Genomic DNA, 13,904 nt, shown 5'->3' on the forward strand with positions numbered 1-13,904 from the left:
CCTCGCGGGTGGACGGATCACTATGGATACGACCGAAGACGGCTCGCTTGGGGTTCTCGCGGACCTCAGCGACGTGAGCCTGGCCGATCTGCCGGAGCTGGACCAGTCGGCGTTTGCCTTCTCGCTGCGCCGGGTTCTTGAGGAGAGCGACCGCCCGCAGGACGCGGTCGCCGGGTGGAACTCGGCGATGTGACCGTGCCGGGCGACGGGCGTGGGCAGGCGGTGGCGCACCGACCGGCCCCGGCGCGGCCGGTGCCCTTCTCCGAGTTCATTCTCAAGGTCCACAGCAGGTGCAATCTGTCCTGCGACTACTGCTACATGTACGAACTGGCCGACCGCAGCGCCCGCACCGACCCGCCCCTGATGTCGCCCGACATCTTCGACCGCGTCTGTCGCCGCCTGGCCGAGCACGTCCACGCGCACGAATCGGGTCCGGTACGGATCGTGCTGCACGGTGGTGAACCGATGCTGGTCGGTGCGCCGGCGCTGGCCCGGATGGCCGAGCGGCTGCGGGCCGCCGTCAGCCCCACACCGGCCCGGATCAGCGTCCAGACCAACGGCACCCTGCTGACCGAGCGTGCCCTGACCGTACTGGCCGAGGCGGGCGTGCTGATCGGGGTCAGCCTGGACGGCGACCGGAGCACAAACGACCGGCACCGCCGCTACGCCTCCGGGCGCGGCAGCTTCGACGCCGTCGACCGCGCGCTGCGGCTGCTGGCCGGGCGACCCGAGGCGTACGCGGGCATCCTCTGTGTGGTCGACGTCGACGCCGATCCGCGACGGACGTACCAGGCGCTGCTGGCGTACCGCCCGCCGATTGTGGACTTCCTGCTGCCACACGCGAACTGGGATGCGCCTCCGCGCCGGGCCGGGCACGCCGAGGGCGGGTACGGCAGGTGGCTCGCCGATGCCTTCGACGCCTGGTACGACGCCCCCGTGCGGGCCACCCGGGTCCGCCTCTTCGAGGAAGTGCTCAACCTGCTGCTCGGCGGGCAGAGCCGGACCGAGTCGGTGGGGTTGAGCCCGGTCGCGGCCGTGGTGGTCAACACCGACGGCGGCTACGAACAGGTCGACACCCTGCGGTCCAGCTATCCGGGCGCGGTCGACACCGACCTGACGGTCTTCGACCACTCCTTCGACGAGGTGCTGCGCCACCCGGCCGTGGCCGTCCGGCAGGCCGGTGTGTCGGCGCTCGCCCCCAGCTGCCGGGCCTGCCCCGTGCACCGGGTCTGCGGTGGCGGCAACTATCCGCACCGGTACCGGGCCGGCAGCTTCCGCAATCCGTCCGTCTACTGCGCCGATCTTCGACTGCTCATCGAGCATGTGGCGGGCCGGCTCCGGGCCGATCTGGTCGGGCTACGGGGCGGCGGGCGGTGAGCCGCTACCACCGACTGAGTCCGGCCGAGGTTGACCTGCTCGCCGCCGGAGCGGGCGGTGCCGAACTGGTCCGGACGCTGCGCGCCGGGCAGCTCAGCAAGCGGATGCTCCAGCTGCGGGCCGTGCTGGACCTGGCCGGTCCGGCCGCGGTCGGCCCGTACTTCGCGCTGCTCACCGCGGCGGTGCGGCGGGATCCGGCGGTCGGTCCGGCGATGCTGGCCCTGCCGCACACCGGCGCGTGGCTGACGGTCACGCTGCGCCGGTTGCGGCAGGCCGCGCAACCCGAACCCGGCACGGCGGGAACGGAACCCGAACCCGCTCCACCATCCGGCCGGACCATGGCAGGTCTGGCGTGGCAGTCCGGACCTGCCGCTCCGGTCGAGGCCGATCTGGATTACCTCGGTGCGCTGGCCGTGGCGGCGGCGATCCGCGCCGGCCTGGAGTTCGAGCTGGCCGTGCCGGCGCGCGACGGTGAGGTCTTCCTGCCCTCGTTCGGCCGGGCCCGGGTCGGCGGATCCGGCCCGGTCACGGTCTCCCGCACCGGGGACCGGACGCGAGTGGGCCCGGTCGAGCTACCCCCGCTCGAACCCGATGTGCCGCCGTGGCATGTCGAGTTGGCCGGCACGGACGGCGCATCGGCGGGCTGGTCCGGGCTGCACCGACTGCACAGCCGGGCGGAGGGCCTCACCCTCCGGCTCAGCCTCGATGACCTCGACCCGTACCGCGACTGCCATCGGCTCTGCGCCACCGGCCGGCTCGATCCGGCACAGGTCGGCCGGTGGCAGCGGATGCTCGACGAGGCCTGGCCCATCCTGGTGCGCCACCACCGGGGCCATGCCGAGGCGATCGCCGAAGGGCTGCGTACGATCGTGCCGCTCCAGGCCGACTCGGCCAGCGCCGGGGTGAACGTGACGAGCATGGCCGCCTTCGGTGCGGTCTCGATGACCCCGCCGGCGGACGGTCCGACGTTCGCTCTCGGCCTGCTGCACGAGTTCCAGCACGCGAAGCTCGGTGCCGCCATCGACATCGAGCCGCTCTACGACCCCGCCGACCAGCGCTACTACTACGCGCCCTGGCGCGACGACCCCCGGCCGCTCGGTGCCGCCCTGCAAGGGGTGTACGCCTTCATCGCGGTGACCGAGTTCTGGCGTACCCGGCGGACGGCGGTCGCGGCCGGTCGGGCCCGACTCGCCGAGGTGGAGTTCGCCCGCTGGCGGGACCGGGTCGGACGGACCTGCGCGGACGTCGAGTCACACGGCCGGCTCACCCCGGCCGGCCGGCGGTTCGTCGCCGGGCTGCGGACGGTGATCGACGGCTGGCGCGGTGACCCGGTGCCGCCGGAGGCGGCCGTGCTCGCCCGCGAGGCCGCGGCGGACCACTGGACGGTGTGGCGGCTGCGTAACCGGCGACCCGAAGCCCGGCTGGTGACGCGGCTCGTCGAGGCCTGGCGCGCCGGTGCCACCTGTCCGGCGATCACCGTCCCGATGCGGGTACGGCCGGCCGACGGGCGGTGGCTGAGCCGCAGTCCCCGGCTGGACCTGGTGCGGCTGCGGCTGGCCGACCCGGAGCGGTTCGACCGGCTGCGCAGCGGTGCCGAACGTCTCGCCGACGTGCTTCCGGCGGCCTCCGCCGGTGACCTGGCCCTGGCCGCCGGTGACAACCTGGCCGCTCGGGCGTGGTACCAGCGGCGGCTGCGGCATCATCCGGACGAGGTGGCCGCCTGGGTCGGGCTGACCCTCGCCGACGGGCGGCTACCGAGCGCCGAGTCGGCCCTGCGGGCCGATCCGGAGCTGTGCCGAGCGGTCCTGCACGCGCTGGCCGAGGCCGGCGCGGCGGCGGATCCGCTCGACCTGTCCCGCTGGCTCGCCCCGGTCCGCTGCGGCTACGCCGACGGGCCGGAAATCGACCATCCGGAGTTGGCGTTCGACCGTCCGGGGCAGGACTCCGGCCATCCGGAGCCGGCGGCCGGGCGGTCGGCTCCGGAGGCAGAGGTGGCGATCGGGCCGGCGGGGATCAGGTCGGTGGCGGTTCCAGATCGCAGTTGAGCCGGTTCGCCTCGACGAGGGCGATGGTGTTCGGATGCTCCTCCCCGAGCACCCGACGGAACGCCGGCATGACCTGGTCCCGCAGCTGCCGGGCACCCCGGTGGTCCCCGGTGACGCTGAGGCTGGTGGCCAGGTTGTTCGCCACCGCCAGGGTGTCCGGATGAGCCGGTCCCAGGATTCGCCGGCTGCGCTCGTACGCCTCCTGGTCGCTGGTCAGGGCGGCGGCGAACTCGCCGCGGCCGAACCAGCAGTTGGCCAGGTTGATGTTGGCCGCCAGGGTGTACGGGTGGTCCGCGCCGATCCGCTCGGTGAACCTGGCGACGACCTGGTCGGAAAGCTCGAAGGCGGCCTCCGTCTCGCCCACCTTGCGTAGGAAGATCGACACGTTGTTGGCGTAGGCGAGGGTGAAGAGGTGATCCTCGCCCATGTGGTCCCGGTACCACCGGTACACCGGCCGGGCCCGACGCAGCGCCGCCGCGTCGTCGCCGAGGGCCGACTCGTCGCAGGCCAGGTTCATCGCGCTGGCCTGCACGTCGGGATGATCCTGGCCGTGCCGGCGGCGGGACCGCAGCAGCACGTCCGTGCTCAACGTGTGGGCCCGCTCCAGCTCGCCGAGCTTGCGCAGGGTCACCGCGTAGTTCTTCAGCGCCCGGAGGGTCTCGGCGTCCTCCTCGCCGAGCACCAGCCGATGCGCCTCCACCGCCGCCTCCAGGACCCGGCGCGACTCGATGAGGTCGCCGGTGTCGCGCAGGTCGCGACCGTACTGACCGGCGGAGAAGAGGGTGAACGGATGCATCGGCCCCAGCGTCTCCCGGCGCCGGGCCAGGGTGCGCTCGTCGCGGCGCAGCGCCCCGCGCAGGTCGCCGACCAGGCGTAGCGAGATGGCCAGGTTGTGCGCCGCGATCAGGGCCCGGGGATGGTCCTCGCCGAAGACGTCCCGGGCCAGTGCCTCGGTACGGGTGTCCAGCTCCCGGGCCCGCTCGAAGAACCCGAGCGCACGCAGGTCGGCGGCGAGGCTGCCGGCCACGATCACGGTGTACTCGTGGTCGTGACCGAGGGTGCGGGCGAGCCGGTCGTAGACGTCCCGGTCGATGTCGTGCGCGGTCTGGTAACGGGCCTCCAACCGCAGCGCGTTGGCCAGGTGGAAGCGCATCATCAGCGCCTGCGGGTCGTCCGGGCCGTGCCGGGCCTGCCACAGCTCGATTGCCTGCTCGGCCAGCTCGGCGCAGGTGGCGAAGTCGACCCGGATCCACATGTAGCGGGCCACGTCGAGCAGCAGTTGCCGCACCTCGGGCTGGTCGGAGTTGAGGGTCCGGGACGGCAGCAGATGCGGCCACAGCTCCGCGTAGATCGGCCAGTTGTCGGGCTGGTCGGGATCCTTGGGGTTGGCCGCCGCCAGGATGGCGTGCACGTGCCGGCGGTTCTCGTTTTTCTCCTCGTCGGAGAGCGACTCCCGGATCAGCTCCTGCACCAGCGGGTGCATCCGCAGGCTGGTCTGACCGGCCTCGTCGGAGCGGTCCTGGCCGCGCCCCCGGCCGCCGCCCCGGACGCTGTCGATGCGGGCCAGCGAGTACCGGCCGATGTCGCGCAGCGCCCGTCCCAGCAGCAGCGGGTCGCGCAGGGACGGATCGTAGGGCAGCAGCACCGTGATGAACCGGTCCCCGTTGATCAGGGACATCGGGATCGGCTCGCTGGCGAAGAAGGCGCAGACCTCCAACAGCTTCGCCGCCGCCGCGTTGCGCTCGCGCAGGCTGTCCAGCGAGACCAGCCACGGCTCGGCACCGGTCTGCTGGTAGTCGGCCGGCAGCTCCCCGGCCAGCATGTCCGGCAGGTACCGCCGGACCCGGGTGAGGTACTGCTCGGGCGACTCGCCGGTGGTGGCCAGCCAGGCCCCCGCCTGTTCGATGGCGAGCGGCAGGTCACCCAGCCGGTCGGCGATCAGCTCGGCGTCGCCGCCGGCCAGGTGCCGGGCGCGGCGGCGCAGCAGGGCGAGGCTCTCCATCCGGTCGAAGGCGCCCACCTCAAGCGTCCGGGCGTGTCGCGTCCAGGCGTGGTTACGGGTGGTGATCAGCACGTGCCCGGGCCCCTGGGGGAGCAGTTCCGACAGCTCCATCGGCTCGTCGGCGTTGTCGAGGATCAGCAACCAGCGCCGGTACGGCACCCCACGGCGTAGCACGTCGAGGACCCACTGGACCCGGTCGCTGACGCTGCCGCTCAGCGGCGTGTCCAGCTCGGCGGCCAGCCGGTCGGCGAGCGCGCCCAGGGCCAGGCGCAGGACACTCGGTTGCTGGGCCGAGATCCACCAGACGACGTCGTACTCGGCGCGGAACCGGTAGGCGTACTCCAGCGCGATCTGACTCTTCCCGACGCCGCCGAGGCCGTGCAGCGCCAGCGGCCCGTGCCCGGCGTCGGCGGCGGAGAGCCAGTCCCGCATCTCCTCAAGCAGCTGACCGCGCCCGACGAACTGGACGTTACGCGGCAGGGGCACCCGCCAGATCGGGGGTTCGTTGCCGGGGAAGCGGCGGCGTCGCTGGGCGTCCTGCGGCTCGGCCGCCGGCCGGGCGGGATGATCCAGGGCCTCCAGCAGCCGGGCCGTCGCCTCCTGCTCGTTGACCCCCACCAGGTCGACCGGGATGCGTTCCAGGAACAAACCCGGAGCGCGGGAATTGTCCAGCCGGACCGGAACCAGGTAGCTGGTGCCGGTGGCGGGGTCGTGGGTGGTGGCCTGGCTCCACAGCTCGGCCGCGTTCGGCGACTGCATGTATTCCTGGGACAGCAGCACGATGAGCCGGGCGGCATCCTTGAAACCGACGGTGGCCGGGTCGCCCCCGGCCGGGTGGGCGGGAAAGTCCACCTCGCGCATGACCGGCCGCAGCCCGGTCGCCCGCAGTTCGTCGCAGATCCACTCGGCCCAGGCACGGTCCAGCGCCACGTAGCTGACGAAGACGTCCGGGGCGCTGCCGGTGAGCCGTTGCCGCTCGAACTTGGCCAGCCACTTGCGCCGGAGCCGATCGTCCATCGGCGGCAGGTCCTCCACCGCGCCCTCGGTGATGGCGCGGGTCAGCCGCTCGTACGCGGCGAGCAGGGTGGCCTCGTGGTGGGCCCGGTCGCCGAAGGTGGCGAGGATCTCCTCGTAGGCGTAGTAGGGCTGGTAGGGGATCTCGACCTCGCCCCAGTACCGGTCGGTCTCCTCGGGCGAGAGTCGGGGCAGCAACGGGGTGAACCGGCGGCGCGCCTGGTCCCGTCCGGCCTCCAGCTTGAGTTGCTCGGCGTTGTCGACCCGCATCGGCACCGGCAGGATCCGCACCGGCCGGTCGCCGCGCTGCCGGACGATCGACCGCGCCACGGCGGCGGCCCCGTCGATGCTCTGCTCGTTGAGGGTGAAGGAGGTGACGACCGCGTCCGGCAGCCGCACCGTGCAGATGCCGGCACCGTCGCTGACCCCGGTACGGCTGTCGATCAGCACGTAGTCGTAGTTGTCCCGCATGCTGGCGGCCAGCGCGTCCAGGAAGCTGTTGCCGCCGAGCTTCTCGAAGAACGCCTGCCAGTCGAAGGTGCTGACCGCCTTCGTGTACGATGGGTCCTGGCGCCCAGCCGGCAGCAGGTCCAGGTAGCCGGGCTGGACGGGACGGGCGCCGCCGGTCACGTCCCGGCTCGGCAGCGGGAAGCGCCACTCCAGCGAGACCGCGTGCCGCAGGACGTCGGCGGCGATGCCGATCCAGTCCGGGTCCTCCGTCTCGTCGTAGGGACGCACCGCGGCCTCGGCGTAGTCCCGGGCCATGTCGATCACTCCACGCGAGGTGCGCAGGTCCTTGTCGAGCAGGAACGGGTGGAAGTACTTGTGCAGGCCCGGAGATTCCAGGTCCCAGTCCACGGCGAGCACCCGGTAACCGTTCGCGGCGAGGATCCAGGCCACGTTCGCCAGCGCCATGGTGCGCCCGGTTCCACCCTTGTACGAGTAGAAGGTGACGATCCGGCCCTGGCCGCCGCTGATCGCCTCGCGCAGGTCAGTGCTCGTCACGCTGGTCCTCCGTTGCGGGCTCATCCTCGATGCCGGCCCATGGGCCGTCGAGCCGGGGCGGTGCGGTGTCCGTCGACCGGTCGGGCGGCCGGCGTACCGCCCCTCGGCTGAACACCCGGTTCCGCGCCACCTCCAGCACCTCCGGCAACATCTCCTCGAAGGCGCGGTGGGTGATGATGTTCGACCGGTACAGCTCGTCGTCCGAGGTGAACTCGTCGAAGATCTCCCGGCAGCCCCGGGAGAGCGACTGCCAGTGCTCCCGGGTCTCCGGGTCGTCCCGGCTGCTGGGGATCAGGACCGCGGTCGCGGCCCGCTGGTTGCCCAGCGCCGCCGAGGCGTGCTCGACCAGGGCTTGCCGTCGGGCCGGCAGGCGGGTGAGCCAGGCGTCGACGATCAACACCAGGATCTGGTTGTAGCGGGCGGCCAGGTCGGCACCGTGCTCCAGCCGGTCCACGTCGAGCACCGTGGAGCGGTAGCTGTGGTCGGCGGCGATCTCCCGGGCGTAGTCGACAAGCGGCTCGGGCATCGGTGGCCGGTACGGCGCCCACTGCAACGGGTCGTCGCCGTAGACCGTGACGTCCTGCCGGATGCCGCGCATCTCCTCCCGGTTGGTGGCCGCCACGATGAAGTGGACCAGCAGGGCGCTGGTGGGGTCGGTGCCGCGGTTCGCCGTGCCGGGGGTCGCTGCCGGGTGGGCGTCGTCGAAGGCGTTGCGCACCGTCTGGAGATCGATCTGGCGGCGATCCTCCGGCAGCGGATGGGTCTCCACGCTCGCCACGATCTGGTTGGCCAGCTCGAACACGAAGGTGCGGTAGTCGTCGCTGTGGCGTTGCAGCCGCATCAACTGTCGGATGCCGAGGCGCTGGTACAGCTCGCCCATGCTGTCCGAGGTGTATTGCAGGGGCTGGGCCACCGGATGGATCCGGCCCGGTTGCGCCGGGATCCACATCAAGGGCTTGAGCAGCGAGGCGTCCACCCGACGCTGTTGCTCGAAGCGGGCGGTGCGGTCGGCGAAGAGTTGCCACTCCTGGCCGCACACCTTGCTCTGGAAGTAACGGGGTGTCATCAGGGCGAGGAAGGACCCGCAACTGCCCAGCGCGTCGACCAGCCGTTGTGGCCACCGCTCGCCGAGCAGCATCGTGCGGTCCACGAAACCCACCTGCTTGTCGCGGGGCAGCCCGGCGATCAGGCGTACGTCTGCGCTGAGATCCTCGTAGAAGCGTTGGACGAGGGCATCCTCGTCGCCCCTCGCGTAGCTGAGGAAGAAGTACAGCACCGCACCTCCGCGCCTGGGACTCTGGCCATGGGGTGGCTGAGGTCGTGGCAGTCGCCGGGGCGGGCCGGGTTCCGATGGCCGTGGCGGCGGGAGCTTCACCGCGAGTATAGGTGTGGAGACAAGGAGTGGTAGCCCGCTGAACTGTCGCATCCGGACAGTTCCCCGGTGCCGTGCAGTTCGGCTCAGAGTTGTTCAGGCCAGGTCGCGGGCGTAGCAGACGGAGAGCTGTTCGCCCTGGTACGGGCCGAAGTTGTCGACGCGGCGGTAGCCCTCGCGTTCGTAGAAGCGGATCGCCTCGGGCTGGGCGGTGCCGGTCTCCAGCAGCAGGGTGTGCACACCGGCGTCGCGTGCGGCGTCCTCCAGGGCGCGCAGGATGGCGGTCGCCACGCCGGTGCCACGGGCGGACGGGATGACGTACATCCGTTTGATCTCGGCGGAGTCGGGGCCGAGCAGGCGTAGTCCGCCACAGCCCACGGCGGTGCCGGTGCCGTCGCGGGCGATCAGGAAGATGCTCACCGATTCGGCGGTGGGGGCCGCTCCCGGTTCGTGGTCGTCGTTGCCGTAGCGGGCGTCGAGTTCGCTGCGTTGGGCGGCGCGTAGCCGGGCACCGTCGCTCGACTCCCATGGTTCGTGCCGGACGGAGAACATCCCACCACCCTTTCCGTAACAAGCGTTACCGTAACGTACGCTACGGTTCGGGTCGACGATCGGGAAGGGGCACGGATGGCCAGACGACGCGATCTCGCCGACCAGCAGCGCCGCCTCTCGGCGGCCACCTGGTCGGTGCTGGCCGAGCGCGGCCTGGTCGGGCTCACCCTGCGCGCGGTCGCCGAGCGAGCGGGCTGCACCACGGGCATGGTGCTGCACACCTTCGCCGACAAGCAGGCCCTGCTGCTGCACGCCCGCGAACTGCTGCATCGGCGTACCGGTCAACGCGCCGACGCCGCCCAGACCGACGCCGGCACGCCCCGGGAGGCGCTGCGGGCCGTGCTGCTCCAGGCCGCCTCGCCGACCGAGGCGAAACGCGAGGAGGCCCGGGTCTGGGTCGGCTTCCTCGCCGCCGCGCTGGCCGACCCCGTCCTGGCCGAGCAGCACCGGGCCTACAACCGGCGGTTCGTCGACCGGATCCGGGGCCTGGTCGCCGCCGCCCGCCCGGACTGGTCCCCGGCCGACTGTGTCACCAGGGCGACCAGCCTGGTCGCCCTGGTCGAAGGACTCAACGCCCTCGCCGCCGTGGACCCCGGCACGTACCCCGCCGATGCCCAACGGGTCGCCATCGACACCGCCGTCAACCAGCTCTGCGAGGACCGCGAGTCCGGTGGGCCCGGAATGAGGTGAGCTAGCGTTGGGCGGGTGACTGACTTTCCGGTTCCGCCGAGCGACCTGCCCGACACCCTCGGGGCGCTGCGTGCCGCCGGGCACCGGTACCGCACCGTCAAGCAGGAACTGCGCGACAACCTGCTGGCCCGGCTGCGGGCCGGCGAGCCGCGGTTCGCCGGCATCGTCGGGTACGACGACACCGTGCTGCCCGAGGTGGAGCGGGCGTTGCTCGCCGGGCACGACATGGTGCTGCTCGGCGAGCGTGGCCAGGGCAAGACCCGCCTGATCCGGGCGCTGGCGACGTTGCTGGACGAGTGGACGCCGGTGATCGTCGGGTCGGTGCTCAACGAACACCCGATGCGTCCGGTCACCCCGGCGTCCCAGGCGCTGGTCGCCGAGGCCGGCGAGAGCCTTCCGATTGGCTGGCTGCACCGGTCGATGCGTTACGGCGAGAAGCTGGCCACCCCGGACACCAGCGTCGGTGACCTGATCGGCGACGTCGACCCGGTCCGGCTGGCACAGGGGCGTACGCTCGGCGACCCCGAGACGATCCACTTCGGGTTGGTGCCGCGTACCAACCGGGGCATCTTCGCGGTCAACGAACTGCCGGACCTGGCCGAGCGGATCCAGGTGGCGCTGCTCAACGTGCTTGAGGAGCGGGACATCCAGGTACGCGGCTACCAGCTGCGGCTGCCGCTGGACCTGCTCCTGGTGGCCAGCGCCAACCCGGAGGACTACACCAACCGGGGCCGGATCATCACTCCGCTCAAGGACCGGTTCGGTGCCGAGATCCGTACCCACTATCCGATCGGGCTGGAGCTGGAGCTGGCGTTGATCCGGCAGGAGGCCGAGCTGGTCGCCGAGGTGCCGGAGCACATGCTGGAGGTGCTGGCCCGGTTCGCCCGCGCGGTGCGCGACTCGCCCTCGGTGGACCAGCGCTCCGGGGTCTCCGCCCGGTTCGCCGTCGCCGCCGCCGAGACGGTCGCCGCCGCCGCGCTGCGCCGGGACAGCCTGCTCGCCGCCGCCGAGCCCGCTGCGGCCTCCGTGGCGCGCATCGGCGATGCGGTCTCGGTCACCTCGACGCTGCGGGGCAAGGTGGAGTTCGAGAGCGGCGAGGAGGGGCGGGAGATCGAGGTCCTCGGTCACCTGCTGCGTACCGCGACGGCCGAGACGTTCCGGGCCCGGCTGGCCGGGTTGGACCTCTCGGGCTTCACCGCGCTGGTCGAGGAGGACCGGACGATCGACACCGGGGAGCTGGTCTCGGCGGCCGAGTTGCTGCGCCAGGTGGGCACGGTGCCGGGGCTGGCCAAGGTGCTCGACCGGCTCGGCATCGGCGACGCGCCCAGCCCCGGGCAGGCCGCGGCGGCCGTCGAGTTCGTGCTGGAGGGGCTGCACCTGAGCCGCCGGCTGGGCAAGGACGTCACCGACTCGGGGCGCACCCGCTACGGCGCCCGGGACTGAGCATGGCCGGCAACCGTTTCCGGTACGGCCAGTGGCGCGGCGGCCCCGACCCACTGGCGCCGCCGTACGACGTGCAGGCCGCCGTGGACCAGGTCGGCACGGAGGTACTGGCCGGCGGCAGCCTGCGTCAGGCGCTGCGGGACCTGCTGCGCCGGGGCCCGCAGGGGCGCGGCGGGCTGGACGAGTTGACCGCCCGGGCCCGCCGGCTGCGCCGGGAGGCGCTGCGCCGGGGTGACCTGGACGGCGCGGTGACCCGCGCCCGGGCCCTGCTGGATCAGGCCCTCGCGGCCGAGCGGGACGAGTTGGCCGGCCGCCACGACGAGGCGGCCCGGTTCGCCGAGGCGGTGCTGGACAATCTGCCCCGATCCACCGCCCAGGCGGTGCGCGAACTCTCCGGCTACCGGTGGGCCAGCGACGAGGCCCGGCAGACCTACCAGCGGATTCTCGACGGGCTGCGCGACGACGTACTCGGCCAGCGCTTCGCCGGGCTGCGGGAATCCGCGCAACTGGCCGCCGACCCGGCGATGCAGGAGCGGCTCGCCGAGATGATGCGGGACCTCAACGACCTGCTGGCCCGGCACGCCCGCGCGGAGGACACCACCGACGCCTTCGCCGAGTTCATGCGCCGGCACGGCGACTTCTTCCCGGAGCGGCCGGCCGACGTCGACGAACTGGTGGACGTACTGGCCCGGCGGGCGGCGGCCGGGCAGCGGCTGATGAACTCGCTCTCCGAGCGGCAGCGCGAGGAGCTGGCCGGTCTGATGCGCCAGTCGCTCGGCGACCGGCTCGCCGGTGAACTCGCCGCGCTGGAGGGCAACCTGCGCTCGCTCCGCCCCGACCTGCGTTGGGGCCGGGGCGAGCGGACGCAGGGCGGCCAGTCGCTCGGCTACGGTGAGGCGACCGGGGTGCTCGACGAGGTGGCCGAGCTGGACGACCTGCTCGACCAGTTGGGCCAGGCGCATCCCGGGGCCACCCTTGACGACATCGACGTCGAAGCGGTGGCCCGGACGCTGGGCCGCGACGCCGCCGACGACGTACGCCGGCTGCGGGAGCTGGAGCGGGAGCTGCGCCGGCAGGGCTGGGTGACCCGCGACGCGGAGGGGCTGACGCTGAGTCCGAAGGCGCTGCGCCGGCTCGGCGGCACCGCGCTGCGGCGGGTCTTCGCCGAGTTGACGGCCGGCCCGCGCGGGCAGCACGACCTGCGTTCGGCGGGCGCGGCCGGCGAGGTGAGCGGGGCGTCCCGGCCCTGGGAGTACGGCGACGAGCAGCCCCTGGACGTGGTGCGTACGCTCACCCGGGCGATCCAGCGGAACGGCCCGGGCGTGCCGGTGCGGCTCGCCGTCGCCGACTTCGAGGTGGTGGAGACCGAGCGGCGGGCGTCGGCGGCGGTGGCGCTCTGCGTCGACCTGTCGTACTCGATGATCTCGCAGGACCGCTGGGGGCCGATGAAGCAGACGGCGCTCGCCCTGGCCCACCTGATGGCGACCCGGTTCCCGCAGGACGCCCTCCAGATCATCGGCTTCGGCCGGACGGCGGCGACCCTGAGCCAGCAGGAGCTGGCGGCCGTCGAGCCGGACATGACGCAGGGCACCAACCTGCAGCACGCGCTGCGGCTGGCCGGGCGGCACCTGCGCCGCCACCCGGACGCCGAGCCGGTGGTGCTTGTGGTGACCGACGGGGAGCCGACCGCACACCTGGATCCCGACGACGGGGAGGCGCTGTTCAGCTGGCCGCCGCTGCCGGAGACGATCGAGGCGACGATCCGCGAGGTGGACCGGCTGCGGCGGTACGGGGCGACCCTGAACCTGTTCATGCTGGGCGAGGAGCCGGGGCTGCACCGGTTCGTCGACGCGGTGGCCCGCCGCAGCCGGGGCCGGGTCTTCACGCCGGACACCGAGGACCTCGGCGAGTACGTGGTAAGCGACTACCTGCGGGCGCGCCGGGGCCGCCGATAGGCTCGGCCGGTGGAGGTCGACGGGCTGCGACGGGCGTACGACGCGGTGCTGACCGAGGTCGACGCGGGCCGTTTCGGGCCGCCGCCACCGGGGCGGTACAGCGCCGAGCAGATCTTGGCGCATCTGGTCGCCGGTGACGAGCTGATGAGCGAGGCCACCGAGGCGGTGCTCGCCGGATCGCCGTACGCCTTCTACGACCTGGCCGAGGTCCACCGGCCGGAGCTGGACGAGTTGGTCGCGGCCAGCGGCGGGCTGGCCGGGCTGGCCGACCGGCTGCGGGGCACCAGCGACCGGTTGATCGCCCTGGTGGCCCGGCTCGGGTCGGCGGCCGACACCCCGGTCGAGACGCATCTGCGCGAGGGGTTCGAGCTGGTCGTCGACGAGCCGCTGCCCTGGGGACGCACCATCGACCTGCACACCCGCGTGCACCTGCCCCGCCACCTGGCCGA

General features: G+C 72.8%; 10 protein-coding genes. 7 read left to right on the forward strand and 3 right to left on the reverse strand.

The features are described from left to right. Positions 1–22 precede the first annotated feature (22 nt). From fxsA to AC507J_RS21320, 3 genes are read left to right on the forward strand one after another with little or no spacing between them, the layout of a single operon-like run. Positions 23–193, forward strand: a complete 171-nt coding sequence (gene fxsA / locus AC507J_RS21310; protein WP_496290936.1) for an FxSxx-COOH cyclophane-containing RiPP peptide — start codon at positions 23–25, stop codon at positions 191–193. Next, entirely contained in the window at positions 175–1,377 is a 1,203-nt protein-coding gene (locus tag AC507J_RS21315) for an FxsB family cyclophane-forming radical SAM/SPASM peptide maturase (RefSeq protein ID WP_496290937.1), read from the forward strand. The genes fxsA and AC507J_RS21315 overlap by 19 nt, the downstream gene beginning before the upstream one ends. Beyond that, entirely contained in the window at positions 1,374–3,422 is a 2,049-nt protein-coding gene (locus AC507J_RS21320; RefSeq protein ID WP_496290938.1) for an HEXXH motif domain-containing protein, read from the forward strand. The genes AC507J_RS21315 and AC507J_RS21320 overlap by 4 nt, the downstream gene beginning before the upstream one ends. Here AC507J_RS21320 and fxsT read toward each other — a convergent pair. The 3 genes from fxsT to AC507J_RS21335 form a co-directional block, all read right to left on the reverse strand. Then, positions 3,391–7,443 (reverse strand): FxSxx-COOH system tetratricopeptide repeat protein, encoded by a 4,053-nt coding sequence (fxsT, locus tag AC507J_RS21325; RefSeq protein WP_496290939.1) that lies wholly within the window; start codon positions 7,441–7,443, stop codon positions 3,391–3,393. The genes AC507J_RS21320 and fxsT overlap by 32 nt on opposite strands. After that, positions 7,430–8,719: a TIR-like protein FxsC gene (locus AC507J_RS21330; RefSeq protein ID WP_496290940.1), complete on the reverse strand. Its 1,290-nt coding sequence runs from the start codon at positions 8,717–8,719 to the stop codon at positions 7,430–7,432. Before AC507J_RS21330 ends, fxsT begins: the two co-directional genes overlap by 14 nt. Positions 8,720–8,911: 192 nt before the next feature. Next, positions 8,912–9,367, reverse strand: coding sequence for a GNAT family N-acetyltransferase (locus AC507J_RS21335; protein WP_496290941.1), 456 nt, complete (start codon positions 9,365–9,367; stop codon positions 8,912–8,914). A 75-nt stretch (positions 9,368–9,442) separates the two neighbouring features. Between AC507J_RS21335 and AC507J_RS21340 the strand changes: the two genes are divergently transcribed. The 4 genes from AC507J_RS21340 to AC507J_RS21355 all read left to right on the forward strand — a co-directional run. Continuing rightward, positions 9,443–10,057: a TetR/AcrR family transcriptional regulator gene (locus tag AC507J_RS21340; RefSeq protein ID WP_496290942.1), complete on the forward strand. Its 615-nt coding sequence runs from the start codon at positions 9,443–9,445 to the stop codon at positions 10,055–10,057. 15 nt (positions 10,058–10,072) lie between these two features. Then, the gene (locus AC507J_RS21345) at positions 10,073–11,500 is read left to right on the forward strand and encodes a sigma 54-interacting transcriptional regulator (RefSeq protein WP_496290943.1); all 1,428 of its coding nucleotides are present in this window, start codon (positions 10,073–10,075) and stop codon (positions 11,498–11,500) included. A gap of 2 nt (positions 11,501–11,502) precedes the next feature. Then, positions 11,503–13,455: a VWA domain-containing protein gene (locus AC507J_RS21350; RefSeq protein ID WP_496290944.1), complete on the forward strand. Its 1,953-nt coding sequence runs from the start codon at positions 11,503–11,505 to the stop codon at positions 13,453–13,455. 9 nt (positions 13,456–13,464) lie between these two features. After that, positions 13,465–13,904: hypothetical protein (locus AC507J_RS21355; protein WP_496290945.1), on the forward strand; the 440-nt coding region annotated here is incomplete at its 3' end.

The organism is Micromonospora sp. PRAS1 (assembly GCF_059553435.1).

Coding starts and splice junctions, on each gene's coding strand:
- AC507J_RS21335 (WP_496290941.1), bottom strand. CDS start 9,367: ATGTTCTCCGTCCGGCACGAACCATGGGAGTCGAGCGACGGTGCCCGG.
- fxsA (WP_496290936.1), top strand. CDS start 23: ATGGATACGACCGAAGACGGCTCGCTTGGGGTTCTCGCGGACCTCAGC.
- AC507J_RS21350 (WP_496290944.1), top strand. CDS start 11,503: ATGGCCGGCAACCGTTTCCGGTACGGCCAGTGGCGCGGCGGCCCCGAC.
- AC507J_RS21340 (WP_496290942.1), top strand. CDS start 9,443: ATGGCCAGACGACGCGATCTCGCCGACCAGCAGCGCCGCCTCTCGGCG.